Source organism: Methanofollis aquaemaris (assembly GCF_017357525.1).
Classification (GTDB): domain Archaea; phylum Halobacteriota; class Methanomicrobia; order Methanomicrobiales; family Methanofollaceae; genus Methanofollis; species Methanofollis aquaemaris.
Genome location: NZ_CP036172.1, coordinates 1,614,695 through 1,638,638, shown reverse-complemented (window position 1 = coordinate 1,638,638; position 23,944 = coordinate 1,614,695). Strand labels below are relative to the sequence as shown.

Genomic DNA, 23,944 nt, shown 5'->3' with positions numbered 1-23,944 from the left:
TCCTCGACCCTGCCCTCACAGAATCGAGCGATGGATGATGGCTGAGAGACTCCTGCCTCTTCGTCGCGCACCCATGCATCCATCGCCTTCCCTATCCACTCGCGCCGGGGGCGGCCAGCTCCCCGGTGGGAGATATATGTTTAGAATTCCTGGAAGGAAGCGCTTCGGTTCGAGGGGATATCCGGGCCTCAGAGATGTCTGGGATATGTTCATTGTTTAGCTCTGTAGAACCCCTCCCCTCTTCCAGGCACACGTGTGAACCAACAGCCTTCCCACATTGATCGCGCGGGGGCTCCATCGAAAATCAGAGATTTTCTCAAGCTCCCTCCAGTCGCATCCCCCAGACCCCGGGACGAATATTGGGCTGGGAAGGCGAAATCAATGAACATGAAGAGAGTGTCGCCGTCCCCACGCCTCTCCTGACGCGGGGGGCAGCACGCCCCCTGTCAAAGATAACTGTCCAGAGGGTTTCTACACAGCCCATTGTTTAAAGTATTGAACTTTGATAGAGATCCCGATCCTTCGGCGCCATACCTGCTCTTGGAACTCCTTGCCGGCGATGATCCTGAGGACACCGGTCCTCATCGAATGTCCTCCCGTACGAAACGTATCCATGAAAGCCCGAAGAAGGCCGCGGGGAAGACGAGGATGGCGACGATGTTGCTTGCAAGACTCCCGAGCAGAGTGAAAAGTGCGGAGAGGCCGTCTTCAGAGACGATCTCTCCGTCAGCGAGGGTCGCCGCGACAAGTCCTGGTCTGACCACCGCGAAGGTAAGTTCCTGGTAATTTCGGTCCGGGGAGATGAGGTTGAACATATCCTCTATCGCCTGTCTCTTGCCCTGGTAGGCCTTAGACTCTATTTCATATTCCTCCATCCTCTCCTCGAACTCTCCCGGCGCCATCCCTTCGTCCGATATGCCCATGATCCCGGTCTCGCTGTTCGGGCCTGTCATGAAGGAGTATTGATACTCTATCCCGGACATCTCCGGGGGGTCGCCGATGAGGAGGGTGATCCCCGCGCTCGACGTGGCCAGATAGGTGGCCGAGGAGAGGGTGATGAAGACGATGAGCGTGGAAACCAGGGCGCTCCCGCTTGTCTTCGTGACCGTCGAGAAGAAGAGGGCGAGGGCGAAGAAGGAGACGATCATCAGGAATGAGAGCAGTCCGAAGATCAAGATCCGTATCGACTCGTCAAGATCGGGCACGACCCCTGATGCGAGCAGCACCGCAAACGAGACCCCGACGAACAGAAGAATTGCGAGGGCGATTGCCGCGGCGCCACCGAGGGCCTTGCCGGTGATCACCTCGTCGCGATAGATCGGGTGGGAGAGAAGGATCTTGAGGGACTTGCTCTCCTTCTCTCTGGTCACGAGGTCGAAGCCCATCGCGATCCCGGTGACGGCACCAAGAGAGGAGAGGAGAAGTGCCATCTCGTAGAAGGCAAAGAGCGGCGAAGGTTTCGTGATGAGTGGGGTCTGTGCAAGTTCATCATCGCCGACCGCTACACGTGCCTGGTTGTAGTTGTTCAGGTCTTTGTGATACTGGACCGTGCCCGAGGCCAGGCCGACGGCGGCGATGACGAGCATGATCCCGAGGAGGCTGAGAAAACGTCTGCTCCTGACATGATCATGGAACTCCTTGCCGGCGATGACCCTGAGACCTTCGGTTCTCATGCGGCATCCTCCGCGGCGTGAGGGTATGAGAGAAATACGCCTTCTATGTCAGGGTGTTCTGCTTTGGGGCTCTTGATGTCGACGGTGGCGATGAGTGAGCCGTGTGCAAGAATGCCCGCGGAGGTGCAGGCCTTGCTCACCTCGATGAGGCGGCCCCACTCCGCCCAGGGCACCTCCAGGCTGAGGTCTTCGACGGCAAGAACGCCTTGAAATGGTTTGCAGAGAAGTTCATAACATTTCATGGATTATTCATCTCACTTTATAATGGCGAACAATCTATTGGAGTTGTATTATAAAATCAGTTGTGGCACAATCCTTTACAGATCGTTCAATAGGTCAGACCAAGAGGATGTGTAAATACTTGTGCCAGATCGTTTATTATCAGGTGAGGCAGAGATGGTACCTATGAAATGGCGGGCTCTTCTCTGGATGCTGGTGCTGGTCTGTCTTCTGACCCCATCGGTCGCTTCGGAGGATGAGCACGTCGAGACAGTAGAGATATTCATAGAGTATGATCCAGTTGTGTTCCACGAGGAACCCCCTGAGAATTTTATTATCATCACCGATGTGGCGGCCTCCAACGACGCCCTCATCGACTCCTACCCTTCTCTCTCATATATTGACTATGCATACAGGGTCGTCCCTGTCGAGGAAGTCGTTCTTTCGTCCTCTGAGGTCACGATCACGATGGCCGGGGATAGTGGGGATATGGTGATTATACGTGACGACGCGCCTGAAGTGGCGGTGGAAACAGGGATTGTGTTTTCTTCGGCATCAGGTATGACAGAGACCGTCCCGATCTATAATCTGGTCAACCGCGAGGGAACCTCCAGATCGAGCGCCCCGGTGTACTATGCCCAGGAGGTGCCTGAAGGCACCAGACACCACTGGGTCGATCTCGATTGGGGGGAAAGCGAGCAGGATCTCTCCCTCTCTGTCTGGCACCCCTCGGGCCTGCTCGGCACCTTCAGAGATATCGACGACGGGAAGAAAAATGGAAGAATATTCCTGCGGATCTCGGACCAGGATGGTGTCGAAGGCGGCACATGGTATTATCGGGTGAGCGGCCCCAGGATCCCGGTGGCCCACAACTATAGTTTCAGGACGTATGTCGGGTGAATCACATGGACCGACGATCTGCTCTGTTTCTTTTTTGTCTGATCATGCTGGTCCAGGGCGCTGGAGCCTATATCGTCACCCCCGGGTATGATCGTCCGCCGACAGGAGAACCACTCACTCCTGTGGAAGTTGCCCCCTGGGAACTCCCTCTCTATGTCCTGGTGTACAGTCTCTGTATCGCCCCCCTTGATCTCTTCACCTGGTCGGGTATCTGGTTCTTCCTCCGCTCTCGACAGGGTGGAAGTTCGCTCCTCGATCATCCAGTGAGAGGTGCGATCTACCGGTGCATCAGGGCGCGGCCCGGCATCCATCTGCGCGCCCTCTCGGCCACTACCGGTACGCCGATGGGCACGCTCAGGTATCATCTGGGTATTCTCCACCAGAATCACAAGGTCGCCGTCCTCCAGGAAGACGGCCGCCTGATGTATTATGAAAATAGCGGAACGTACACCCTGACCCAGCAGCGTTTGCTCAAACATCTCATGAACCCGACCACACGGCAGATCCTCTGTGAAGTCCTCAGGCAGCCAGGGATGTCGAGGAAAGAGGTCGCCGAAATCGTCGGGATCTCAGGCCCCGCGGTCCACTGGCATATGAAAAAACTGGAGGAGGATGGATTTATGATGGAGGAACGCGAGGGCCGAACGACGCGGTATTCTCTCAACGAAGGGATTGCCGGCGACCTTGCCGCGTGGACGACGGAAGGCGGTGACCTCAGTCGCGGGTCATGCTCCTGATCGCGACTGCGGTCCCTCCGATCCAGCGTGCGGCAAACTCGTCTCTCTTTAGATGCGTGCGCCCACCAAAGGTTGCAGGGTCTTCGAGAATGAATGCCTCCGTGTCTTTCCCGACGACAATGACATACTGTTTTCCGTCGAGCGGGACGATCACGGGGACTCCCTCCGCGATCAGGGCTGTCAGTTCGTCGGTTCCGATCCCCTCCATCACATCTGCTTCAAAACCCTGCTCTCTTGCTGCGGATGCCATTGCCGTTGCCTTTTCTTTGATGTCGGTAGACGGGCCGATGGCCTCCCGCCATTCCTGTTCTCCCCGGTCAATCCCATAGAAAGCCATCACCCCCTGGAATGCGGCGGCAGCCGATCCGTCCCCATTGCTCTGCCGTACATCCGGGACACCTGTCAGTTCATCTCCGGCGGAAGAAGAATTTTTCAGGAAGAGGTCAGGGAAGGTGCAGGCCACTGCCATCCCGATCATCGTGGAGGTCAACCCGATGAGGAGCACGATCGTCAGGAGCACCTTCTGTGTATTTCTTCCTCCTCCTGCCAGAGAGTCGGGCGTGGCGGCGGGCTTTGATGTTTGTGATTTTATATATATTTTATCCATGGTCTTGCGATCCTTTATTCTATTTTTATTTAAATTTGATGATTTGAGGCATAGAAGTCGTCTCTAATGGAGAATATTTTGAATGTGGCATAATATGCCATATCTATATATCTCCTGGCCGCATCCGGACGAACCTGATGAACGGAGACCTGATGAAACAGTGGAGGGGGTTATCAAGAGCACCGCCCCCCATTTTTCGGCAAGAATGATGGTGAAAGAGTACGTGAACCCCGCCCGCCCGGAGATGATCGCCTGTGCGGGCATCCCGGCGCTACGGATCTGGAGGTGAATAATTATGGAAGAAGAATCGTATGAACGGGCACAGAAAAGGGTGCGGGAACTGCGGGGATTCTATGAACATTTGGGGATCTATCTGGTCGTCAACCTCTTGCTCTTCGCGATCAATGCGGTCACTTCGCCCGGAGCATGGTGGTTCTACTGGGTGACTCTCTTCTGGGGAGTCGGGCTCCTCTTTCATGCTGTGGGGACGTTTCTGGGTGGGCGTATCCTGGGGCCTGAGTGGGAGGAGCGAAAGGTGCGGGAATATATGGAGAAGGAGAAGAAAAGGTGATCAGAGGTAATAACTCTGGATCTCCACGACCTCGGCAGAATTTTTCGCCGCCGCGTACTCGCCGAGGGGTTCGGCGTTCAGTTCGAGGAAGTGCAGGCCCCAGTTGAACTTGGAGAGAACCTGTCTGGCCTGATCCTCCTCACCGAGAATGTACAGCGCCGCTGCAAAGGCTTCGACCGAGGTGAGGCGCAGCGGCCTGCCGAAGTTCACCGGGTTGGCGGCGACGAGGTACGGGAGGGCCCGGCGGGTCGGCCACCGTTTGATCGTCCGGGTATCAAGCACCTCCCAGGAACAGTCGAGTGCAGTGATCGAGGGGATGCCCCTGTCTGCCGGGGAGAGGGCCTGCTCGGCCGTCGGGTCGAGGATGAGCGAGGAACGAGGGATGCGGTCGAGGGAGTCGACCACCCTCACCATCTCCCACTTCTCCATCCTCTTGACCGTGCACTTCCTGGGGTCGCAGGAGTTGTCCCTGAAGGCATAGAGGCGTATCATCTATCTCGGTTTGGGACAGAGTGAAGATGAATGTATGTCCTCTGCGCACCATGCGTCCTCGACTCCTCCCTCCGTGCCGAGGGGATCACCGGGCCCGCAGATCTCGAAGCCTTCAGGAGAGTGCTGGAGCGCTGCCGACGCTTCGGGATTGAGGTCGTCCCTCTCCCCTGTCCTGAGACCGCCTACCTGGGGCGCCCCCGTCCGCCCTCGACCTTCGTGGAGCGCCTCGATACCCCGGACTTTTGCGCCGTCCTCGACCGGATGGAAGAGGAGGTGTGGAGGGTCATCGCCGCTCGCGGTCCCCCCCTCTGTATCGTCGGCGTCGACTCCTCCCCTTGTTGCGGGGTGAACCGGACCTGGTACGATGCGCGGGTTCCTGGACGCGGTGCCTTCCTCTCCAGGTTCCCTGAGATCGAGGCGGTCGATGTCTACGACTTCGCGCGTTACCATATCTACTTTGCCGCGCCCCTCTTCTCCGAGGCCGAGCGGGCGTTCAACCGGCAGGTGCGCGACCTCCTTGAGGAGCACCGCTACGAGGTCTATCTCCCGCAGGAGGCGGGGGACGACGGGGCGGTTTGCGATATGGGCGGTCGCCGGCAAATCTTCGAGCGCCATGTGGAGGTTCTTCGCGGTGTCGATCTCGTCCTTGCGGTCGTGGACGGTGCGGATGCCGATTCGGGAACTTCGTGGGAGATGGGGTATGCGGCCGGGCGCGGCATCCCGGCCGTGGCCCTGAGAACTGATTTCCGCCGGGCCGGACCCTGCGAACATGTCAACCTGATGCTCGAAGAGTCGGCCGAGGTGGTGACCGACACCGCCGACCTGGTCGCGGCGGTGCGGCGCACTCTCGTCTCAGGCGCCTCTAATGAGGGTGAAGAGTCTCGCCCGCTCTGAGAGGGCGTTCCCTTCGCGGGTCTGCTCATCCGGGTCGAGGCCGAGTCGGGCGGCGGCGGCTGCATAGGCCCTGAGCGCGGCCGGTACCCCTGCCTGGTGCTCGATCAGACGTTCGCCTGCGGTGATGAGTTCTGCTGCGATTGGATCCTCCGGCGCCGGAGGTGGCACCTCTTCTTTTGCGGCCCTGAGGACCTTCTCCTGCTGATATGTTTCGTCTGTCGGGGCAAGGCGTGCGGCCTCTCTTGCTGCTTCGGCCGCCCCGCCTGCATCGCCGAGGGCCGTCCTGACGCGGGAGAGGCGGTGCCAGACCGTCGGATCTCTGGGGGCAGCCAGGAGGGCCTGCCCGAGGAGCGAGGCGGCGCGCTCATATTCGTCCCCGTCGGCGGCCAGGGCACCTATGTTCCTGAGCACCCGCGCCCGCACCGGTGCGGGTGGGTTCGCCTTCAGGGCGCGGCGGTAGCAGGTGTTTGCCTCCTGCTGAAAGCCCAGGTCAGCGAGGGCGGTGCCGACCCCGAGGTAGAAGAGACTGCGCTTCCCCTCCTGTGTCGGAAGGTCGGCGTATCGCTCAATCTTGGTGATGATCCCGTCCTCCGGGCTGAAGGCGGCATGTTGCACCACCGGGTAAAGCACCAGGGCGAGGTCGGCACCCTGCCTGACAGCCTCGTCCACCGCCGTTCTGATCCGATCTCTTCCTCTATCCCCGCCGACGAGGAGGCCAAGGTGGACAAGGGCATAGAGGTCGTCCGAGCAACCCTCGAGCACCTCCTCCAGGAGGGTCCGGGCCTTCTCGGGCGAACCATAGAGGCGGTGGGCGATCCCGGTGTTCCTGAGGAGTTCGGGGTCCCTGGAGAGGGAGAGCGCCGCCTCAAAGCATGTGATCGCCCGCTCGAACTGGAAGGTCTGGAGAAGTGCAGCTCCTTTCCCGAAATAATCGAGATATTTACGTCTCTTCTCGACTTCGAACAGCCCTTTCCGGTCGAAGGTGCCGTTCGGCTTAGCGTATTGGTCCATAGAGAAGAGTCTCTCCATGGCGGCGTCCATGGCCTCACCGGTATCTTCAAGATCCAGAACCCTGGTCAGAACAGCGTACTCGTCTTCAAATTGTCCGATCCGCCGCAGGGATGAGGCGATTCCCCAGAGGAGCGGGGCGGCCTGTTCAGGGGGGAGATCTTCTGCCGCCCGGATGGCTGAGGAGATGGCAATTCCTGCGCTCTCGATATTTCCGTCCAGAAAATTGGTCTCTCCGACGTCTTTTCTGGCGAGAGCGAGAAGATGCGGATCAGGATCTGCTCCGGCCTCCAGGACGGAGAGGGCCCGTTCCGCACATTCGACCGCCCTGCCGGTTTCGTCATCATCTCTGAAGAGTACGGCCAGGTTTGTGTATGCCGCGTGTCTATGGATCGGGTTCCGATCATGGAGGATGATATAGGCGTAAACCGTCCTGGCCTCTTCGCCAAACCCTCGCCTGACCAGATCGGTGGCATCCTCAAGGAGCGTTTCATAGTCGTCAAAAAGGTCGACGAAAGCATCCAGAGTCTCTTCCTCGATAGAGAAAGGATATGTGGTGTTGAGAAGAGCGATCTGTTCCTTTCTCTTCATCCCGATAAACCAGAAGAGGGCGATACTTGCCGCTGCGTCGTCGACATACTTCTCGAATGATTCTGCACCGCCTGGTGGTATCGCACCTCCGAGCAATTTTCCAAGGGTGACGAAGGTAAATGAGGCGGTTTCAAGTTCTGCCGGGATGATCTGGGTCTTCGGAAAGTCGGTGAAGAAAGGCGCCTCGAAGTAGAGGTCTGACCACCTGGCCAGGTGGGTCACGATCGCCTTCTCCTGCTGTGTCCAGCACCGCATCCCCGGAGATTCCCCTGCCGGGACCGGTGGGGCAAGATAGCCGTCATCGGTCCCGACGCCTGCGGCAAGGGCCGTCTCCATCATCCGTGCGCCGCGGAGGTCTCCTCTCTCGAGTTTCTCGATATAACAATGCCAGAAATAGTCTGTTCGCTCCTTCCCTGCGAGTTCCGGGACATCTCTGGAGAGTGCCCTCGAAAGTGCTTCTCTGAACTTCTTCTTCGCTTGTTCATCCGAGAATGCCTCTGTGGCGACATGGGCAGCAAAACCAATGTCACGCCCCCGTCTGATGAGAAAGAGATGAAGGAGTGCTGACTCCTCGGGGTCCGCGTCGTTCTCTTCCCAGAGGGTGGCCCAAATATGCTCCCAGAAGAAGCTGCGTGCAACGGTGATCTCCATCTCGCGTACCTCTCGTCTGTGTCATTGGGGCATACAGAGAGATACTCGTATTGATCTGAAGATGTCGGAGAAATGTCTGTCAGGAGTGGGAATTGGGGGGATAGATCCCCCCTATGAGGAGTGTACGTGTATTGTTGCACAGGTGGGAGGGTGTCCGCCCCCCCGCCGGATGAATGTTGACGTATTGAGAGGTGGTAGCATGCAGGCGCCGCCTGTGTGTCATGATGCCTCTTTGAGTTAGGTGATAGTTCGTAGGTGAATTATCGTGCTCAGGTGATAACTGGTGCCTGCTGCTGTGTGTTCCTGTCTGTTGCTGCCGCCCTGTTCGAACTTCCCCGTGTCCGACAAGGCACCGGCGATCACTATGTTGCTTTTAGTGATATATATTATTTTCGTTTATTGCCTTGCATTGAGGTGAGGCAATATGGTCGAGCACAATGCCTCGCATCAGCGAAACCGATAAGTACTGGCCGGTGGCAGATTAAATATGGCATGAACCCCTATCCTGAAGAGATCTCCCGGATCCTGGACCGACTGAAGGCGAATCCGCGTGGCATGTCGGTCAGCGATCTCTCAAGGGGCCTCGGGGTCAACAGAAACACCGTCTCCAGATATCTTGATATGCTCCTCATCGCCGGTGAGTTGGAGATGCGCACCTATGGCAAGGCCAAGGTCTTCTATCTCTCCCAGCGCGTCCCCCTCTCGGCGGTGATCAACCTCTCCGCGGATGGTGTCTTCGTCCTCAACCATGAATTCACCGTTGTCCAGGCCAACGACCGTGTCCTTGAGGTCGTTCAGGCCACCCGGGATGAAGTGGTCGGAAAACCCCTGGGTGAGTCCCGCCTCTCAGCCTTTGATCACCCCCTGATCCGGGGCCGTATCGAGGCCGCCCTCGAAGGGCAGGATGTCGTCGAGGAGGTCCGGTTTCTCAGGGCTGATGGCGAACTCTTCTTCAGGATGAAAGTCCTTTCGACTGTCTTCAATGACGGCAGTCCGGGAATCACCATTCTTCTCGAAGACATCACCGAGCAGAAGCGTTCAGAAGAGGCACTCAGGGAGGGAGAAGCGAAGTTCAGGGCCCTTGTCGAGGACATCAACGACATCATCTGGAATATAGACGAGGCCTGGACCTTTGTCTATGTCAGCCCGAAGAGTTTTGACCTTCTTGGCTATGCTCCTGAAGAAGTCGAAGGGCACAATATCATGGACTTCGTCCCTCCGGCAGAGCATGAGAAGGTGAAAAAACGTCTCGAAGAACATCTCCATTCGAAGAAGCCCTTTTCCATGGTTTCAATTCCGATGATGCATCGGAATGGTGGCAGGATCGTCTTTGAAGCGAGCGGCACTCCCAATTTTGATGAGATAGGGTGTTTTGCCGGTTATCGGATGGTGGCCAGGGATGTCACCGAGCGACAGCAGGCAGAACGGCGCATGCGAGGTTGGAAGTCGTTTCTCCATTCGATCGTCCAGAACATCCCTGATATGGTCTTTGTCAAAGAGGTCAGAGAAGGAACCTATGTCTTCTTCAATCGGGCGGCTGAGGAATTTGCGGGGATGTGCTCGAAAGAGTTCACCGGGAAGAGAGACGAGGAGATCTTCCCCCCTCACCTCGTTCCTTTCATGTCCTGCGGGGAGGAAGAGGTCCGAAAGCGGATGGTCCCTTATGAATGCCCTGAGACTGCGGTCACCCTCAAAGGGAGAGAAAAACATTTCCTTCAGGTCAAGAAGATCCCGATCTCAGGTGGGGACGGCGAGTTAAAGTATATCCTCTCCATCATCTGCGACATCACAACTCATGTAAGGGCCGATCTCCTCCTGCGCGAGCAGCGAGACCTTGCTCTGGCTCTGGGATCGGCGACGGGCCTTGGTGAGGCTCTCTCTCTCTGCCTCAAGACCTCTCTTCAGGTGTCAGGAATGGAGGCCGGTGTTGTCTTTGCGGTCGACGAGACAACTGGTGACCTGATTCTTGTCGGTGCGTCCGGTCTCTCCGAAAAATTCTCTGAAGCAATGGCCAGGGTTCCTGCGGGTCCGGCGGTGGGTCCTTTCCTTGAGGGAGAGGTGAAATCCTGTCCTGGTGTCGTGCTTGCGACAACCGATCCGGCACTTGGTCCTTTTGCAGATGAGACACTTGCTGTCGTGGCTTCCAGGCCGATCATGTGTCAGGGTCTGCCGGTTGCAGTCCTGGTTGTAGCATCCCGTCACCATGCTGTGGTCCCGGCCTACGCCACGCATGCCCTTGAGACGGTCGCCGCGCAGGTCAGTAATGTGATCGGCCGCATCCATGCCCAGGAAAGAGTGCGAATGGAGCGTGACCGGGCCGAGCGCTACCTCGAGGTGGCCGGGGTGATGATCGCGGTGATCAGAACCGATGGGACGATCGAGCGGATGAATCGGATGGGGTGCCGGATCCTCGGGTACCGTGAAGATGAACTTGTGGGGAAGAATTGGTTTGCAACTCTCGTCCCGGCCTCCCTCAGGGAGAGGTTTGAAGGAAATTTCAGACGGTTGATGGAGGGGGTCGTCGTCCCACCCGAGGAAGAGACCACCCCTGTCATCACCAGAGATGGGCGTGAGGTGGAGGTTCTCTGGCACAATACCATCGTGCGGGATGAGACCGGGTGTATCACCGGTCTCGTCTCCTCGGGGGATGTCACCGGCCCGTAAGCGTATATGGGCAGGAAGCGATACATTCTCTATGACGCGACCCTCTGACCCACTTCTCCTTTCTCCTGAGGGGGCCAGGAAACAGGAGGTCTTTTTTTCGGCTCCACGGGTGCCGAGACGGCTTGAACGGTTGATCGAAGAATACATCGGCAGAAAAACCGGGAAGGCCTGGGACGACAGGGTCGTCCTCGAACGGATCAGGGCGGCGGTCGTCGCCCAGAAAGGGCAGTACTGGGCTCGGGGCCGACGGCGGGAGATCTCGTACGAGAAGGGCTATAATGTCTTCGCCTATCTGGCCTATCACACCCCGGTCTACCTTGTCCAGACCGAACTTCTCCTTCACCGTCTCGTGACCGAGGGGCTCCTTCCCCGCCATCTGAGGGTACTCGATGTGGGATGCGGTCCGGGCGTCGTCTCGGCCGCGGTCGTTGATTATTTCGGGAGACTTGAAGGAGCGACCGCTGAGGTCACCGGTCTTGACCGGTCTGAGGAAAACCTTGAGGCTTACGCGGCGATTGTCAGGCCATATGCCGGACACAAAGGGGTGGTTTCAGTCAGGGATCCGGTCATGGCCGACCTCTGTAACCCGCCTGAGGACGTCCTCACGGGCTCTTTCGACCTCATCGTATTTTCCAATGTCCTCAATGAACTCCGGGGCCTTGGATCGGAGGAAAAAGCTGATCTTGTTGCCGGATATGCCCGATTCCTCTCCCCGGAGGGATCGATTCTCCTCGCCGAGCCCGCCGAGAAAGAGACCTCGACCGGCCTGCGCGAGGTGCAGCGCGCCCTCGTCGGCAGCGGGATGACAGTCTATGCCCCCTGCACCTATCTCTGGGGTGCCCCCTGCCAGCCCGAACGTTGCTGGACCTTCGAGAGCGGCCCGGAGATCAGACCCCCAAGACTCATGGAGGCCCTTGTCGCCGGAAAAGAAGGGTATCGGTTCAGGAACACCGATATCAAGGTCTCGTATGCCGTGCTGCGCGCTGACGGCCTCACGCGCTGGGGAGATCTGGAGAGACCGGCGAAGTCGGCCCATCTCGGTGCCCTCTCCTCTCATGTCGGCAGGCAGGTCAACCTCTGTGCCGCCAGGATGTCGGGGGAGATCGGGGACGAGAAACGACATGTAGTCAAGATCTGTGACGGGACGACGAAGAAACCGGTGTATGCCGTCCTTCCGGAGTATGCCATGAACGAAGAGAATGCGTCTCTCCTGACTGCAGAATATGGGGATCTTCTCTTCTTCGCTAATGTAAAGGTGAAGTACAACAAGGAAGTCGACACCTATTCGGTGATCGTCGGAAAGAAGACGACGGTCACCCCTCTTGGCAGAGGGAACGACCCATGAAACCCCAGGAATGGAAACTTGCCCTCTTCTTGATGGTCATTGCGGTGGCCGGAATCTTCGCTTCCTCCTCTTTTTATGATAGTTTTGCCGGGAACATCGGGGAGAGTGAGACACTGTTTCAGGTTTCGACTCTCAGTGCCCTTCTTCAAGGAGTGTACGACGGTGAGACCGAGATCGGCACCCTGCTGGAGAAGGGCGACACCGGGATCGGTACCCTCAACACCCTTGACGGCGAGTTGATCATCCTGGACGGCAGGGCCTGGCAGGTGTGCGGTGACGGATCAGTGCATGCTGTTGATCCTACGGTACGAACTCCCTATGCATCGGTCACGTCCTTCAGTCCAGACATCACCCTCGAGCTCTCGGGGCCCCTCGATCTGCCGACCCTCGAAGCGGCGATCCGGGACGCACTCCCCTCAGAGAATCTCCCGTGCGCCGTGGTGGTCGAAGGCACCTTTGCCAACCTCACGGCCAGGAGCGTAGACCGGCAGGAGGCCCCGTATCCGCCTCTTGTCGAAGTGACTGCAGACCAGCATGTCTTCTCCTTTGATCGGACTGAAGGGACGATAGTCGGTTTCTATCTCCCTGCGTATCTGGAGGGAGTCGGTGTATCAGGTTTTCATCTCCATTTTCTTTCCGATGACCGGAACGGTGGCGGCCACCTCCTCGGGTGCACGACAGAGCGCGTCAGGGTTCTGCTTGATATAACTCCAGAATTGGATCTTTCCCTGCCATCAAGGGGGCCATTCCTTGATTTGAACCTTTCAGGTGACCAAAGTGAAGGTATTGAGGCTGCAGAAGGGGGTAAGTAACTCTGACCCGTTCCTGCGGTGATTTCACTTTTTTTGGACATCTGTAGAACTCTCTGGACATCTGAACTCATTTTTTTCGATCAGATCCAGAAAAACGCCTCTGATCAGGTTATTTGCCGCAGTCCCGAAGATATGGGGATATTATTTTTGGGCGAGATATCGGTTTATATACTTGAAAAATCAGAAATTTATCTTAAAATCGGAGATTAATGGATAATGTGTCCGTTTCTGCATCCAAAGAGAATATTAGAAATATTACCAATTCCAATCTTTCAATCCGATGAAAAAAACGGTAGGGAGAGTCCTTGGGGTGCTTGTGTTTTTGGCACTCGTTTTTGCCCCCATCGACCAGACCGTGCTCCCGACGTCGGCGAGATATGTCGCCGCCGTCACGCTTCTGATGATCATCTGGTGGATCACCGAAGCCGTTCCCCTTGAGGCAACCGCCCTCCTACCTGTGGTGCTCTTCCCTGCCCTCGGTGTCCTGACACCGACGGAGGCGACGGCACCCTATGCCGACAAAGTTATCTTCCTCTTTATGGGCGGCTTCATCATCGCCATGTCGATGCAGCGATGGGGTCTCCACCGCAGAATCGCCCTCAACATCATAAAAGTGGTTGGAACGAGTCCGAGACGACTGATCCTCGGGTTCATGATTGCGACCGCCTTCCTCTCGATGTGGATATCCAACACCGCTACGGCGATGATGATGATCCCGATCGCGATCGCGATCATCACCACCATCATCCCCAATGCCAGCACCCTTCTCAAAGACATGACCCCGCAGCAGCGGGATTTCTCTGAGGCTATCGTTATTTCCATCGCCTATGCGGCGAACATCGGCGGGATCGCCACCCTCATCGGCACCCCGCCCAACGGGATCTTCGCCGCCCAGATGAAGGCACTCTTCCCGGCTGCCCCGGCGATCGACTTCTTCTCGTGGATGAAGTTTGGCGTCCCGCTGGTCATGATCTTCATCCCGCTCACCTGGTTCTGGCTCACCTATGGCTCATACCGCCACCTTCCCACAAAAGTAGCCCATGCCGAGGATATCATCGACCACCAGATGGAGGACCTCGGCCGTATGAGCCGCGGCGAGCGGTGGACCCTGATGGTCTTTGTCCTCACGGCCCTTGCCTGGATCTTTGCGAAGACCAAGTACCTCGGCGACTTCACGATCCCGGGTCTGGACATGATCTTCCCGGGCATCCACGACTCGACTATAGCGATTGCCGGCGCCCTCCTCCTCTTCCTCCTCCCGGTGGACCGCAAGAAGGGAATCTACACGATGGACTGGGAATGGGCGGTGAAGATCCCCTGGGGGATTCTTATCCTCTTCGGCGGCGGGATCTGTCTCTCGGTCGCCTTCATCAAGAGCGGACTTGCGAACGTGATCGTCGAACAACTCGCCATGTTCGGTGGACTGCCCATTGTCCTGCTTGTCCTGATCGTCGGGATCGCTGTCTCGCTCCTCACCGAGGTGACCTCCAACACGGCGATGGCCTCCCTGATGATGCCGATCATGGCGGTCACCTCGGTCTCGATGGGGATCCACCCCTACATGTTGATGCTCACCGTGGCCGTCTGTACCTCGATGGCCTTCATGCTCCCGGTTGCCACACCGCCGAACGCCGTCGCCTATGCCTCGGGGTACATCGACATGAAGGACCTGATGCGCTCGGGCTGGGTGCTCAACTTCATCGGGGTCGGACTCTGGACCTTCTTCATCTTCACCGTCGTGATGTGGGCCCTCGGCTTCACCCCGGCCCTCCCCGACTGGGCGACGATGCCGATCAAATGAGGGTGAGGTCAGAGGCCGACCTGACCACCACTTCTTTTTTCCCCTGATAGGTCTGGACTGTTCCCGCGACCTGCACAAAAGTTCCTTCTTTGACCTCCACCCTGGCCGCGACTCCGGCAGGCAGGAAAACCCGTGTCCCGTTCACCTCTGCGAGGAGGTGACCGCCACTCAGGGCGCGCACATTTCCCACCTCGCCGCGGAGGAGGACGAAGGTGCCGTCCTCTACATCAGGGCTCCAGGGCGTGGCAAAGGCCGCGCTCCCCACATGATCGAGACCCGCATGAACAAGAAGAAGAAGGGTCGATATTCCGATCAGGATGATGAGGGCGCGTTTTTCGGGGAGATCAAGCATAGTAAATATATTGTGATCTTTTATATATGTGCCCGATACCTTCTTATGTTAACGTTGTTAACTATAGTGTATGCACCAAACCTCCCTCCCTCCCTCCTCGAGGAAGGTACTTCTGATCCTTGAGGACGGTGGTGCGATGACGCACAAAGATCTCGTCAGGAACTCGAGTCTTGCTCCGCGGACGGTCAGATATGCCCTGAAGAGGCTGAAGGAGAACAATCTCATCATCGAGAAGTTCAACTTCAAGGACGCACGCCAGATCATCTACGAGTGCAGGCCTCAGGAAGTTGCTGAGGCGATCTGAACGCAAAGAACTCTCTTTTTCTCAGGATCCGAACAGGCTGATTAACGCCTTTTCCTCCTCAACAGGTAGAGGATAAAGAAGACGAAGACGATACCGGCTGCCCATATGAGTCTGCTATCGTAGGTCTCATTCAGAGTTTGTCCCCCTGCCTCCCAGTCGGCTTCGAAGGCAGCGACAAAATATCCAGCGGCCTCCGGATGTTCGATGATGACGCCGGCCTCCCGGTTGAAATCTGCCGAGTTGTCGTTCCAGTTGATACTTGAGATGAGCACGCTGCTGTTGTCGACGATCACGCCCTTGGTGTGGACCTTGACAAGTCCGGCGGCGTCCAGGTCGATGCACCTCGCCTCAAGTGGGAGTTTCTCTGTCCTGGCGACCTCGTTGATCCAGGTCACCATCTCATCGTTGTCCTTTGCGCCCTCGACATTGAACCAGGCAGCGTCAAGGAGCACCCGCACCTCGACCCCCCGCCTGGCGGCATCGATCGCCGCGGCCAGGAACCGGTTTGGTCCACCCGCAGTGCTGTTTCTGATGGATGCCTGCTCGATGAGAACCTGTTCATCTGCTTCGGCAATGAGATTGACGACCATAGAACTTGTTTCCGGGGCGAGGATCGGTGTCACCCGCGCCCCCCTGACGGTCAGAGGGGAGAAGGCCGGGTCATACTCTTCATAACCGCCGTCCTCTCCGGGCCTCCCGCCGGTGGGCGCGGCGGCAATGTCGCCGCCTCTGGTGTCCCACCTGTAGACGGTCGCAAAATATCTCGCGACCCTCGTGTCCTCCACCCACGCGCCCCAACCCCGGTTTCCTCTCATACCGGGTTCAGGGATCCCACTTGGTTTGAAATTCTCCGAGGTGATCAGGACACTCTCGTTGTCGACGACGAAGTACTTGGCATGGTCGAAACGGTACTTCGCATGGGCCTCAGGGGTCGAGGTCATCATCCTGACCTCGGCCCCGTGGGCGGTGAGTGTCGCCGCGACCGCCTCTTCCTCGGGGGAGATCCCACCGACCGGCCCACCCTCCAGAAGGACCGAGACCTCGACACCCCGGTCTCCGGCCTCTGCAAGCATCGCTGCGATCCCGGGATGGGTGAACTCATAGACATTGACCTCGACCCTTTTCTTCGCCGTACCGAGAGCACTCTCAAAGACCTCGTACGAGCAATCAGGGGAGACGAAGAGGGTGACGGTGGCGTTCTCGAAGGTCTCGGGAAAAAAGCGCGACTGGCCCAGGAGTCGGGGGTGGGGATCCCAGACGCCACCCTCGAGGAAGTGGACCTGCCCTTCCCTGGCCTCGACATCCTCGGGCCATTCGACCTCCTGGACGGTGGCCCCGTCAATGAGAAGAGCGATGCTGTCCTCTTTGTTGGCCAGCCTGAACCGCCCCCCCCCGAGCACCCCGGAGACGGTGGGGTCGGTGTCCAGGATCTCATAGTCGGGGAGACGGCCATGGGTCCGGAGGAATCCGGTCGCCTCTCTGGCTACTGTCACCTGGCCTGTAGCCATTGAGTTCGGCGGAAACTTGAGCGTCCCTTCGCCGTCGGTGACGGCGACACCATCGAGACTTCCCTCCGCTTCAAGGACAAAATACTCGTCCGGCTCTCCGGCGCGGTAGGGGTCGGGACAGAACTCGACGATCTGGACAGCCGCCACCGGCGCGGCGAGGAGTGTTAAGGCGATGAGCAGGCAGAGGGGGGCGCGCCGCAGCATGGATCTCTGTGGCCCGCCCTGCTTTTTATATCCCTCTCACCCACCTTGATCCTATGGAAACGGCGGTCGTCGTCAAGATCGGAGGGAGCCTGATGGACCGTGCCGGCGCGGTCGTCGACGAGATCATCGACGCAGGCCGGCCTGCCCTGATCGTTCCCGGGGGTGGAGGGTTCGCCGACGCCGTCCGCGCCCTCGATCCCCCATCCACCCCGGCCCACTGGATGGCCATCTCAGCGATGGAGGCCTATGGGTGGTACCTCTCTTCATTCGGGCTGCACCCGACCGGAGACCTGGTAGTCCCTGACCGTCCTTCAGTTCTTCTTCCGTACACCCTCATGCGAGCCCGCGACCCTCTCCCCCACTCCTGGGAGATCACCTCCGACACCATCGCCGCCTGGGTCGCCGGCGAACTCGGAATCCCTCTTGTAATGGTTAAATCGGTTGATGGGCTTACGAAAGACGGCACATTTGTCTCGGAAGTTTTTGAGCCCTATGCCTGTGAGGAGGTCGACCTTTCCCTCCTTTCGTATCTCTTTGAGCATCATATCTGGGCTAAAATAGTCAACGGGCGTTCAGCAGGCCGCCTTGCTGCGCTCCTCAGAGAAGAGCGGGTGGTCTGCACCCGCGTCCATCCAAGCATTTAATTGTCGCTAGGTGCAAAGATCAATAACTCTTTGTTGGGGATTTTCTATGGCTATGGAGAAATGCACCTCATGTAATGCCCCGCTCGCGGAAGGCGGAGCAACCAAGTTTGCGTGTCCGAAATGTGGGAATGAGATCAGGCGCTGCCCGCAGTGCAGGGAACAGAGCATCGGATACACCTGTACCAAGTGCGGGTTCCAGGGGCCGTGAAGAATATGGGAAAAGTGGCAGTCATTCTGAAACTGATGCCCGAATCAGCCGAAATTCCGATCGAGGCGTTGAAAGAAGCGGTCAGGGCTGCAGCACCGGGCGTTGACGACATTCAGGAGGAGCCGATCGGTTTTGGTCTCTCGGCACTGAAGGTCGCCGCGGTCATCGAGGACGAAGAAGGTGCGACTGACGCGCTTGAGTCCGAGCTCGCCGGTGTCGAAGGCATCGCGAGCGCCGAGATCACCGATGTCAACCGGATGATCTAAAATTATTCCAATTTTTCCAGAATTTCTCCGGTGATTGCCCGGATCTTTCCGACAGAACTGCGGAAGGCATCGAGTTCGCTCTCCTCGATCCGGATCGGTACCGGAAAGACACCCCTGCGGTTGACCCGCGCCGGCACCCCGATACAGGCGTCGCCGACATTGTGGACTTCGCTCTTGATGTAACTGGAGACCGTGAGGATCCGGTTCTCGTTGCCCAGAATCGTCTCGACGAGGGTGGCGATTGCGTCGCCAGGGCCGTAAATAGTAGCCCCGTTGTTCTTGATAATAAAACTCCCGCTGCTCTTGACCCGCTGCATCATCTCGTCCATCGGCAGGCCCGAAAATGCCGGCAGGTTCGAGATCCTGATGCCGCCGATCGTCGTTGCCGACCAGAGCGGGACCATGCTCTCCCCATGTTCGCCGATGATCCTGGTGTGGACCTCGCTCACATGGACATGGAAGTAATCGGCGATGAGCGCCTTGAGTCGCATCGAGTCGAGATGGGTACCCAGGCCGAAGACCTGTTTTGGCTCCATCCCCGAGTATCGGAGGGCGACCGCGGTCATCACGTCGACCGGGTTCGTAACCATCATGACGATAGCGTTCGGGGCGTGGCGTCCGACCGACTCCGCGATAGGTCTGATGATCCTGGCATTTGCGAGGGCGAGATCGATACGGTCCTGCCCTTCGTGCCGCGGAGCACCTGCGGTGATCACGATGATATCTGAGTCGGCGCAGTCCTCTTCTCTGGTGCTTGAAGAGATTTCAGTCCAGATCCCTCTGGCAGCACACGAGTCGGTGAGGTCGTGAGCAAGTCCGGCAAGCAGGTTTTCTCTGCCCGGTCTTCCCATAAGGAGAACCTCGTCCACACGCGGGATCCCGGCGATGGGATGGGATGCAAAAGAGCCCAGTCTCCCGGTGGCTCCGATGATCGTGACTTTTGCCATAGAAATCAATAGTTGGGGACGTGTCCTTGGTCGACAATGCGTGCCTGCACTTGCCGGGGCTCCCCTTCTCCACCCCGCACTCCCATGGGCGCCGTATGTTCACGGTAAGTCTGCTCCCTTCCGGGCCTGGACCGGTTTCCGCGACAACAGGTCTCCGCTCCCTACGGAGCATCGATCCCTGGCCATCGACCTCATGGGACAAGGCTTCTCAGTCGGGAAGCACAGGGCGCCTACAGATCGCCAAGGCCTTCCTCGGACTTCGCCCGCCGCGTATCGGCGTTTTCGGCTTACAGGTGACGCCTAACCACCCAGGCTAGTCCCCATATATACTATGGCTCACGGGATAAATGCCTTCCCTCCCCCGGCATTCTTCCACCGATCGAGCGCGGCCGCGCAGGCCTGGTTTTCCTCTTTTCCAAAGATGTCAAGCGCGGTAAGGCTCCGGGAAGCCGGTGGGAAGGCGGCCGGGAGGCGATTGAAGTCACCCAGGTAAACGGCGATGTGTTGTTCTCCGAGGCCTTCGGCAACGAGGATTGGCTCACTGCTGACTGCAGGAAGGTCGCTACGTTCGGAATGGAGGATGACCTCATCGATGAGCAGTGCTTTGCGGTTTACCATGAGGTTGACCGCCGTCCAGAAGGTCGCCGGGCCGTAGGCGTCGTTGAAGACGACTTCGGGGGTTCCCGCGAGCGCGGCGGCGAGGCCGAGGGTGCCGGCCCCGCAACAGGCATCGACAAAGACGCTCGGCTTCTCGCGTCGTAATGCCCGTTCGACGGCGCGGATCTTCGGATTGGCAGGGAGCGGGAACTCGAGGTGGAGACACGAGAGTTCCTTGTACACCACAAGGTCTCCGAAAGATGTCGGGAAGATGTTTGCCTGGACGTCGCAGCCTGCCAGCAGGGTGTGGGAGGCGAGGGCTCCATCGGGTCCGACACCCGGGACGGTCGCGCCTGTCCGGACAACCCCCTGCACTTCAGGCACCTCGCGGACGATCCGGTCGGCCGCTGTGAGGTTCGGGTGCGGGGAGAGGATGACGAGACTATGCTGGGGGAGGAAAGGAGGGGAGGCCATCACAAACCCGGGGTTGACGACCGGGGTGGCGATGGCACCGAGCGCCTCAGCGCCGGTGAAGATCCCTTCTTCGATGAAGATCAGGTAGCAGGCGGCGAAGACGTCGTCGATGAACCGGTGCCCGCATCGGCAGGGGGGTGCCGGTTCATAATCCGCGGGGAGAGGACGGCGTTTGTCGAGGGGGACGGCGGCGCACCTGTCGCAGGGGGCGAAGACGTTCTGGAGGGTGTCGAGCACCGAACCTGCGTCCTGAAGACAGGCGGCACCGCAGACCGGGCATTGCATAGAAGGGACTGGGGTGTGGGGGTATTTATCTGCCTGCTTTTATGTTTGGGTGAAATGCTGGCGGCGGATCTGAAGATAGAAGAATTATAGCCCTCAGTCTTTGTTTCCGGGGTTTCTTCTGCAGTGGGCGGGGCACGTCAATTATAAAAATGTATATATGTGAGATTGTGTTCTGGATAGTAAAACCGCTCAGCGGAATATGGGGGGATTTGGGATGAAAAAATTGATCCTGCTCTATGTGCTCCTCTGTGTTGTAGGAGTGGCATTCATTGCGGGTTGTACCCAGCAGGCACCGTCGACACCGACACCAACACCTCTTCCGGTCGAAACAACGGCGGAGGAAACACCTGCCGCGGTCATCGGGATGGAGAACGAGACCGGGACATCGGCTGAGGTTGCCGACACCCTGGTCAATGAGATGATTAAGGCCGGGAGCTACCGCACCTTTCTCGACTTCGTGTACCTGACCGAGGTCAATGAGGATCTTTCCGGTCCGGGACCGTATACGATCTTTGTACCGCTCGATGAGGGGGTGGAGGAGTATATCCCACGGGACAAGGAGACCGAGATGCGGGCATATCCTGAGATTGATCTGCGGCCTTTAGTCCTCGGTCACATCGTGGAAGGCACGTATACTCCGGCTGATTTTGCAGCACCCACAAACCTGACGACACTTGCTGGAACCTCGATCGAGGTTGCAACCGTCGGTGGCAATGTGACGGTGAACGGCATCAGGGTGGCCACGTCAGAGATCGAGGCTGGCAACGGCGTAGTCTACGGGATCAACGGCGTACTTTTGCCGCCCAATTTCTGAACCACTCTCTTTTTTGGCTCTGTTGAAATTTTTATCCTTCTGTCGTTGTGTCCCTCTGAATATTCGCCTTCCTTTTCGCCTTCGCCGGGGGTTCGAGTCCCCGTACTCCTCCGGGATCGGGTGGGGAAGGCAAAGGAGAGACAAGCAAAGAGAAAAACGATCGTAAAGGGTGTGTGTGGGGTTTGGGGAATCCTTCCACCGTTATGTTCATACCGATCGGGTTGAGGAGGAGCGGGATGGCCATTTCCATGAGGCGCTCCTCGTTCATTGGGCCGGGGGTTTCTTTCTCCCCGCCGGCAAGCACATGCGCAGAGCGAGGACAAGGAGGATCAGTCCGCCGGCCACGGCGAGTGCACCCCTGGAGAAATGCAGGATCCGCATCACGAGTGATCCTGCGAGGATGAGGAAGATCGCGATGAGGGTGGCGGTGCCGAGTGTTTTTCCGGCGACTTTCCGCCTGACGCCTGTCTTCCCCATTATTCTGCGGGCCCAAGGAGACCGGCGATCCACCGGGTTTCATCGGAGTATTCCAGCACGGCCTTCGCCATCAGCGTGAGCGGGACTGCCAGAAACAGTCCGGGGACACCCAGCACCCAGGTCCAGAAGAAGACCGAGAGAACGATGACGAGCGGCGAGAGTTCGAGTCTCCGTTCGGGGGGTTCGGAGATGAACACGCTCCTGGAGACAAGGTCGACGACGGCGATCCCGACCAGGACGATGAGTGCGCCGCCCAGTCCGTGTTGCAGCCATGCCAGTCCGATGGGAGGGACGGAGGCGATGGGAAGCCCGAGGAACGGGATGAAACTCAGCAGAAAGATGAGCAGTCCCCACAGGAACGGCGTCTCGATACCTATGACCAGAAAAATGCCGGTCGTGATGAGACCGGTCGCCAGACTGGCCCTGAATTTCGCGGTCACGTAGCCGTTCAACTTCTCACCGAACCCGATGAGGAGGTCTGCAACCGACGGTGTTATTTCCTTCTCTCTTTCGATGCCAGAGACTTCGAGGAGCATGAAGACGGTGACGATGATGATCACCAGAAAATCGATCACCAGGGCTGAGAGGTCGGTGAGGATCGTTTCGAGGGGTGGGATGAACGATCCCTGTTCTGATGATGTGGGCGGTTGGAGGTCGAGATCGATCCCCCATCCGGCGAGCATTGCCTGAAGGCCGGTGGTCTGTGTCTTCAAGAGATCCTGGTAGGCAGGGAGCGCCCGGTCCAGCTGGATGACCGAAGCGCTCAGAAAGGCGATCAGGGCCAGGCTGATCCCGACGATCGCCCCGACGCAGACGAGCGCGGCCGTCCACCTGGGCATGCCTTTTGCTTCGAGGCGGTGGACGATGGGGGTGGTGAGGATTGAGAGGACGAACGCGAAGAGGACGGGGTTCACCAGGGCGGCGGCGAGGTGCATGCCCGCCGTCAGGATAGCCACGATGACGAGGAGGCAGGCGAGCGATGAGAGAGAGACATCCCCGGTCACGACTGTCTCTCCGGCCTGCTCCGGGCGGATGGGAAGTGTGCTCTGAGGATGGCGACAGACTCCAGGACAAAGAGGACACAGAGAAGGATCGCCAGCAGGAGCATGAAGACGATGAAGAGGGCGAGCACCTGATCGAAACCGATCCCGAGGGCCGATGCCGCCGATTCGAGGAGGAACGGGAAATGTGGAATGATGACGGTGAGACCAAGCGTGATCATCAGAAGAATGGAAAAAATGGGGATTCTTTTCATGTCCGGCCTGTCACGTTTTCACGCTTTTTTCTCCTCTGGTTCCCCTTCTTCTTTCAGTTTTTCAACGCGCTTTGAAAAATCGGCGGCCTTTTCTTCGATCTCTGCCGAGAAGATCCTCCCCGCCTGGAAGAGGACGATGATCGCCCAGATGACCAGGAGCACCAAGATCACGCCGGCGAGTACTCCGAGGATGCCGGCGATCAGCGGCAGGAAGAAGAGGTAAGCGATGATGGCAAGGAGCACGTAACCGATCAGCCTGAACCCGCTCTGGTAACGGCTCAGTTTGTCACTTGAAACTTCACCTTTGGTAAAGGCGAGCGTCGCATACCCTGCAATGGCGTTGGTGACGTCGATGACCTCCTTGAGGATGGCAATGAAGATGATGATGAGCGCGACGATGACGATCCCTGAGATCAGTGACTGGAGCCCGATCAGGCCGAGGAAGGTCGGGTCGCTCAGTGTTCCGGCGAGTGGAATGAAGATGTAAACTGAAAAGAGCCAGATCAGGAATGCGATGACGATCTCTACGAGAATTTTTGGGAGACTGTCCGCGATCTCCCGTTTTGATTCGTTATAGATCTCTTCACGAGTGACCATGTAATCACCAGACACACCGAAATATAAAAATAAACATATATATCTAC

At 58.1% G+C, this 23,944-nt stretch carries 26 protein-coding genes and 1 other RNA gene; 13 read left to right on the top strand and 14 right to left on the bottom strand.

What is annotated here, in order from left to right; translation table 11 throughout:
* Positions 1-581 precede the first annotated feature (581 nt).
* Together RJ40_RS07885 and RJ40_RS07880 are read right to left on the bottom strand one after the other, a co-directional pair.
* Positions 582-1,673: an ABC transporter permease gene (locus RJ40_RS07885; RefSeq protein WP_265580308.1), complete on the bottom strand. Its 1,092-nt coding sequence runs from the start codon at positions 1,671-1,673 to the stop codon at positions 582-584.
* Positions 1,670-1,915 carry a hypothetical protein gene (locus RJ40_RS07880; protein ID WP_265580307.1) on the bottom strand — a complete coding sequence of 82 codons (246 nt, stop codon included), beginning with the start codon at positions 1,913-1,915 and terminating at the stop codon, positions 1,670-1,672. Before RJ40_RS07880 ends, RJ40_RS07885 begins: the two co-directional genes overlap by 4 nt.
* Positions 1,916-2,069: 154 nt before the next feature.
* Between RJ40_RS07880 and RJ40_RS07875 the strand changes: the two genes are divergently transcribed.
* Together RJ40_RS07875 and RJ40_RS07870 are read left to right on the top strand one after the other, a co-directional pair.
* Positions 2,070-2,792 (top strand): hypothetical protein, encoded by a 723-nt coding sequence (locus RJ40_RS07875; protein WP_265580306.1) that lies wholly within the window; start codon positions 2,070-2,072, stop codon positions 2,790-2,792.
* A gap of 5 nt (positions 2,793-2,797) precedes the next feature.
* Positions 2,798-3,529: a winged helix-turn-helix transcriptional regulator gene (locus RJ40_RS07870; protein WP_265580305.1), complete on the top strand. Its 732-nt coding sequence runs from the start codon at positions 2,798-2,800 to the stop codon at positions 3,527-3,529.
* Here the strand turns inward: RJ40_RS07870 and RJ40_RS07865 are convergent.
* Complete coding sequence (locus RJ40_RS07865) at positions 3,507-4,136, bottom strand: cysteine peptidase family C39 domain-containing protein (RefSeq protein ID WP_265580304.1); 630 nt, start codon at positions 4,134-4,136, stop codon at positions 3,507-3,509. The genes RJ40_RS07870 and RJ40_RS07865 overlap by 23 nt on opposite strands.
* Positions 4,137-4,431: 295 nt before the next feature.
* Here RJ40_RS07865 and RJ40_RS07860 point away from each other — a divergent pair, with 295 nt between their 5' ends.
* Positions 4,432-4,707, top strand: a complete 276-nt coding sequence (locus RJ40_RS07860) for a 2TM domain-containing protein (protein WP_265580303.1) — start codon at positions 4,432-4,434, stop codon at positions 4,705-4,707.
* Here RJ40_RS07860 and RJ40_RS07855 read toward each other — a convergent pair whose 3' ends face one another.
* Positions 4,708-5,199, bottom strand: a complete 492-nt coding sequence (locus RJ40_RS07855) for a DUF367 family protein (protein WP_265580302.1) — start codon at positions 5,197-5,199, stop codon at positions 4,708-4,710.
* Between the two features lie 30 nt (positions 5,200-5,229).
* Between RJ40_RS07855 and RJ40_RS07850 the strand changes: the two genes are divergently transcribed.
* On the top strand, positions 5,230-6,093 hold the full coding sequence (locus tag RJ40_RS07850; protein ID WP_265580301.1) for a nucleoside 2-deoxyribosyltransferase: 864 nt from the start codon (positions 5,230-5,232) through the stop codon (positions 6,091-6,093).
* Here RJ40_RS07850 and RJ40_RS07845 read toward each other — a convergent pair.
* Complete coding sequence (locus RJ40_RS07845; RefSeq protein WP_265580300.1) at positions 6,052-8,343, bottom strand: tetratricopeptide repeat protein; 2,292 nt, start codon at positions 8,341-8,343, stop codon at positions 6,052-6,054. The genes RJ40_RS07850 and RJ40_RS07845 overlap by 42 nt on opposite strands.
* Positions 8,344-8,835: 492 nt before the next feature.
* Here RJ40_RS07845 and RJ40_RS07840 point away from each other — a divergent pair, with 492 nt between their 5' ends.
* The 4 genes from RJ40_RS07840 (at position 8,836) to RJ40_RS07825 (ending at position 14,965) form a co-directional block, all read left to right on the top strand.
* A complete protein-coding gene (locus RJ40_RS07840; protein ID WP_265580299.1) occupies positions 8,836-11,007 on the top strand; it encodes a PAS domain S-box protein in 2,172 nt (723 codons plus the stop codon).
* 31 nt (positions 11,008-11,038) lie between these two features.
* Positions 11,039-12,352 (top strand): small ribosomal subunit Rsm22 family protein, encoded by a 1,314-nt coding sequence (locus RJ40_RS07835; protein WP_265580298.1) that lies wholly within the window; start codon positions 11,039-11,041, stop codon positions 12,350-12,352.
* On the top strand, positions 12,349-13,164 hold the full coding sequence (gene budA, locus RJ40_RS07830) for an acetolactate decarboxylase (RefSeq protein ID WP_265580297.1): 816 nt from the start codon (positions 12,349-12,351) through the stop codon (positions 13,162-13,164). The genes RJ40_RS07835 and budA overlap by 4 nt, the downstream gene beginning before the upstream one ends.
* A gap of 280 nt (positions 13,165-13,444) precedes the next feature.
* Positions 13,445-14,965, top strand: a complete 1,521-nt coding sequence (locus RJ40_RS07825; RefSeq protein WP_265580296.1) for an SLC13 family permease — start codon at positions 13,445-13,447, stop codon at positions 14,963-14,965.
* Here the strand turns inward: RJ40_RS07825 and RJ40_RS07820 are convergent.
* Positions 14,958-15,317: a single stranded DNA-binding domain-containing protein gene (locus tag RJ40_RS07820; RefSeq protein ID WP_265580295.1), complete on the bottom strand. Its 360-nt coding sequence runs from the start codon at positions 15,315-15,317 to the stop codon at positions 14,958-14,960. The genes RJ40_RS07825 and RJ40_RS07820 overlap by 8 nt on opposite strands.
* A 70-nt stretch (positions 15,318-15,387) precedes the next feature.
* Here RJ40_RS07820 and RJ40_RS07815 point away from each other — a divergent pair, with 70 nt between their 5' ends.
* Positions 15,388-15,621 (top strand): winged helix-turn-helix domain-containing protein, encoded by a 234-nt coding sequence (locus tag RJ40_RS07815; protein ID WP_265580294.1) that lies wholly within the window; start codon positions 15,388-15,390, stop codon positions 15,619-15,621.
* Positions 15,622-15,662: 41 nt separating this feature from the next.
* Here the strand turns inward: RJ40_RS07815 and RJ40_RS07810 are convergent, their stop codons facing one another.
* Positions 15,663-17,333 carry a phospholipase D-like domain-containing protein gene (locus tag RJ40_RS07810; protein ID WP_265580293.1) on the bottom strand — a complete coding sequence of 557 codons (1,671 nt, stop codon included), beginning with the start codon at positions 17,331-17,333 and terminating at the stop codon, positions 15,663-15,665.
* A gap of 53 nt (positions 17,334-17,386) precedes the next feature.
* Between RJ40_RS07810 and RJ40_RS07805 the strand changes: the two genes are divergently transcribed.
* The 3 genes from RJ40_RS07805 to RJ40_RS07795 are packed head-to-tail and all read left to right on the top strand — an operon-like array spanning position 17,387 to position 18,451.
* Positions 17,387-17,977, top strand: coding sequence for an amino acid kinase family protein (locus tag RJ40_RS07805; RefSeq protein ID WP_265580292.1), 591 nt, complete (start codon positions 17,387-17,389; stop codon positions 17,975-17,977).
* Positions 17,978-18,023: 46 nt separating this feature from the next.
* Positions 18,024-18,185 carry a zinc finger domain-containing protein gene (locus RJ40_RS07800; protein WP_265580291.1) on the top strand — a complete coding sequence of 54 codons (162 nt, stop codon included), beginning with the start codon at positions 18,024-18,026 and terminating at the stop codon, positions 18,183-18,185.
* A 5-nt stretch (positions 18,186-18,190) separates the two neighbouring features.
* Positions 18,191-18,451 (top strand): elongation factor 1-beta, encoded by a 261-nt coding sequence (locus tag RJ40_RS07795; RefSeq protein WP_265580290.1) that lies wholly within the window; start codon positions 18,191-18,193, stop codon positions 18,449-18,451.
* Between the two features lie 2 nt (positions 18,452-18,453).
* Here the strand turns inward: RJ40_RS07795 and RJ40_RS07790 are convergent, their stop codons facing one another.
* From RJ40_RS07790 to RJ40_RS07780, 3 genes are all read right to left on the bottom strand, one after another.
* A complete protein-coding gene (locus RJ40_RS07790; RefSeq protein ID WP_265580289.1) occupies positions 18,454-19,398 on the bottom strand; it encodes a malate dehydrogenase in 945 nt (314 codons plus the stop codon).
* A gap of 12 nt (positions 19,399-19,410) precedes the next feature.
* Positions 19,411-19,722, bottom strand: an RNA gene (ffs, locus tag RJ40_RS07785) — signal recognition particle sRNA.
* Between the two features lie 12 nt (positions 19,723-19,734).
* Entirely contained in the window at positions 19,735-20,754 is a 1,020-nt protein-coding gene (locus RJ40_RS07780) for a hypothetical protein (RefSeq protein WP_265580288.1), read from the bottom strand.
* A 214-nt stretch (positions 20,755-20,968) separates the two neighbouring features.
* On the opposite strand from RJ40_RS07780, the gene RJ40_RS07775 reads away from it, so the two are divergent.
* Positions 20,969-21,568 carry a fasciclin domain-containing protein gene (locus tag RJ40_RS07775; protein WP_265580287.1) on the top strand — a complete coding sequence of 200 codons (600 nt, stop codon included), beginning with the start codon at positions 20,969-20,971 and terminating at the stop codon, positions 21,566-21,568.
* Positions 21,569-21,832: 264 nt separating this feature from the next.
* On the opposite strand, the gene RJ40_RS07770 is transcribed toward RJ40_RS07775, so the two are convergent.
* From RJ40_RS07770 to RJ40_RS07755, 4 genes are read right to left on the bottom strand one after another with little or no spacing between them, the layout of a single operon-like run.
* The gene (locus tag RJ40_RS07770) at positions 21,833-22,045 is read right to left on the bottom strand and encodes a MarC family protein (RefSeq protein WP_265580286.1); all 213 of its coding nucleotides are present in this window, start codon (positions 22,043-22,045) and stop codon (positions 21,833-21,835) included.
* Positions 22,045-23,049 carry an AI-2E family transporter gene (locus tag RJ40_RS07765; protein ID WP_265580285.1) on the bottom strand — a complete coding sequence of 335 codons (1,005 nt, stop codon included), beginning with the start codon at positions 23,047-23,049 and terminating at the stop codon, positions 22,045-22,047. Before RJ40_RS07765 ends, RJ40_RS07770 begins: the two co-directional genes overlap by 1 nt.
* The gene (locus RJ40_RS07760) at positions 23,046-23,300 is read right to left on the bottom strand and encodes a hypothetical protein (RefSeq protein ID WP_265580284.1); all 255 of its coding nucleotides are present in this window, start codon (positions 23,298-23,300) and stop codon (positions 23,046-23,048) included. The genes RJ40_RS07765 and RJ40_RS07760 overlap by 4 nt, the downstream gene beginning before the upstream one ends.
* A gap of 18 nt (positions 23,301-23,318) precedes the next feature.
* Complete coding sequence (locus RJ40_RS07755; protein WP_265580283.1) at positions 23,319-23,897, bottom strand: hypothetical protein; 579 nt, start codon at positions 23,895-23,897, stop codon at positions 23,319-23,321.
* Between the last annotated feature and the right edge of the window lie 47 nt (positions 23,898-23,944).

Excerpts from the sequence above, each read along its gene's own strand:
- RJ40_RS07885 (WP_265580308.1), bottom strand. The coding sequence starts at position 1,673 with ATGAGAACCGAAGGTCTCAGGGTCATCGCCGGCAAGGAGTTCCATGAT.
- RJ40_RS07880 (WP_265580307.1), bottom strand. The coding sequence starts at position 1,915 with ATGAAATGTTATGAACTTCTCTGCAAACCATTTCAAGGCGTTCTTGCC.
- RJ40_RS07875 (WP_265580306.1), top strand. The coding sequence starts at position 2,070 with ATGGTACCTATGAAATGGCGGGCTCTTCTCTGGATGCTGGTGCTGGTC.
- RJ40_RS07870 (WP_265580305.1), top strand. The coding sequence starts at position 2,798 with ATGGACCGACGATCTGCTCTGTTTCTTTTTTGTCTGATCATGCTGGTC.
- RJ40_RS07865 (WP_265580304.1), bottom strand. The coding sequence starts at position 4,136 with ATGGATAAAATATATATAAAATCACAAACATCAAAGCCCGCCGCCACG.
- RJ40_RS07860 (WP_265580303.1), top strand. The coding sequence starts at position 4,432 with ATGGAAGAAGAATCGTATGAACGGGCACAGAAAAGGGTGCGGGAACTG.
- RJ40_RS07855 (WP_265580302.1), bottom strand. The coding sequence starts at position 5,199 with ATGATACGCCTCTATGCCTTCAGGGACAACTCCTGCGACCCCAGGAAG.
- RJ40_RS07850 (WP_265580301.1), top strand. The coding sequence starts at position 5,230 with ATGTATGTCCTCTGCGCACCATGCGTCCTCGACTCCTCCCTCCGTGCC.
- RJ40_RS07845 (WP_265580300.1), bottom strand. The coding sequence starts at position 8,343 with ATGGAGATCACCGTTGCACGCAGCTTCTTCTGGGAGCATATTTGGGCC.
- RJ40_RS07840 (WP_265580299.1), top strand. The coding sequence starts at position 8,836 with ATGAACCCCTATCCTGAAGAGATCTCCCGGATCCTGGACCGACTGAAG.
- RJ40_RS07835 (WP_265580298.1), top strand. The coding sequence starts at position 11,039 with ATGACGCGACCCTCTGACCCACTTCTCCTTTCTCCTGAGGGGGCCAGG.
- budA (WP_265580297.1), top strand. The coding sequence starts at position 12,349 with ATGAAACCCCAGGAATGGAAACTTGCCCTCTTCTTGATGGTCATTGCG.
- RJ40_RS07825 (WP_265580296.1), top strand. The coding sequence starts at position 13,445 with ATGAAAAAAACGGTAGGGAGAGTCCTTGGGGTGCTTGTGTTTTTGGCA.
- RJ40_RS07820 (WP_265580295.1), bottom strand. The coding sequence starts at position 15,317 with ATGCTTGATCTCCCCGAAAAACGCGCCCTCATCATCCTGATCGGAATA.
- RJ40_RS07815 (WP_265580294.1), top strand. The coding sequence starts at position 15,388 with ATGCACCAAACCTCCCTCCCTCCCTCCTCGAGGAAGGTACTTCTGATC.
- RJ40_RS07810 (WP_265580293.1), bottom strand. The coding sequence starts at position 17,333 with ATGCTGCGGCGCGCCCCCCTCTGCCTGCTCATCGCCTTAACACTCCTC.
- RJ40_RS07805 (WP_265580292.1), top strand. The coding sequence starts at position 17,387 with ATGGAAACGGCGGTCGTCGTCAAGATCGGAGGGAGCCTGATGGACCGT.
- RJ40_RS07800 (WP_265580291.1), top strand. The coding sequence starts at position 18,024 with ATGGCTATGGAGAAATGCACCTCATGTAATGCCCCGCTCGCGGAAGGC.
- RJ40_RS07795 (WP_265580290.1), top strand. The coding sequence starts at position 18,191 with ATGGGAAAAGTGGCAGTCATTCTGAAACTGATGCCCGAATCAGCCGAA.
- RJ40_RS07790 (WP_265580289.1), bottom strand. The coding sequence starts at position 19,398 with ATGGCAAAAGTCACGATCATCGGAGCCACCGGGAGACTGGGCTCTTTT.
- RJ40_RS07780 (WP_265580288.1), bottom strand. The coding sequence starts at position 20,754 with ATGCAATGCCCGGTCTGCGGTGCCGCCTGTCTTCAGGACGCAGGTTCG.
- RJ40_RS07775 (WP_265580287.1), top strand. The coding sequence starts at position 20,969 with ATGAAAAAATTGATCCTGCTCTATGTGCTCCTCTGTGTTGTAGGAGTG.
- RJ40_RS07770 (WP_265580286.1), bottom strand. The coding sequence starts at position 22,045 with ATGGGGAAGACAGGCGTCAGGCGGAAAGTCGCCGGAAAAACACTCGGC.
- RJ40_RS07760 (WP_265580284.1), bottom strand. The coding sequence starts at position 23,300 with ATGAAAAGAATCCCCATTTTTTCCATTCTTCTGATGATCACGCTTGGT.
- RJ40_RS07755 (WP_265580283.1), bottom strand. The coding sequence starts at position 23,897 with ATGGTCACTCGTGAAGAGATCTATAACGAATCAAAACGGGAGATCGCG.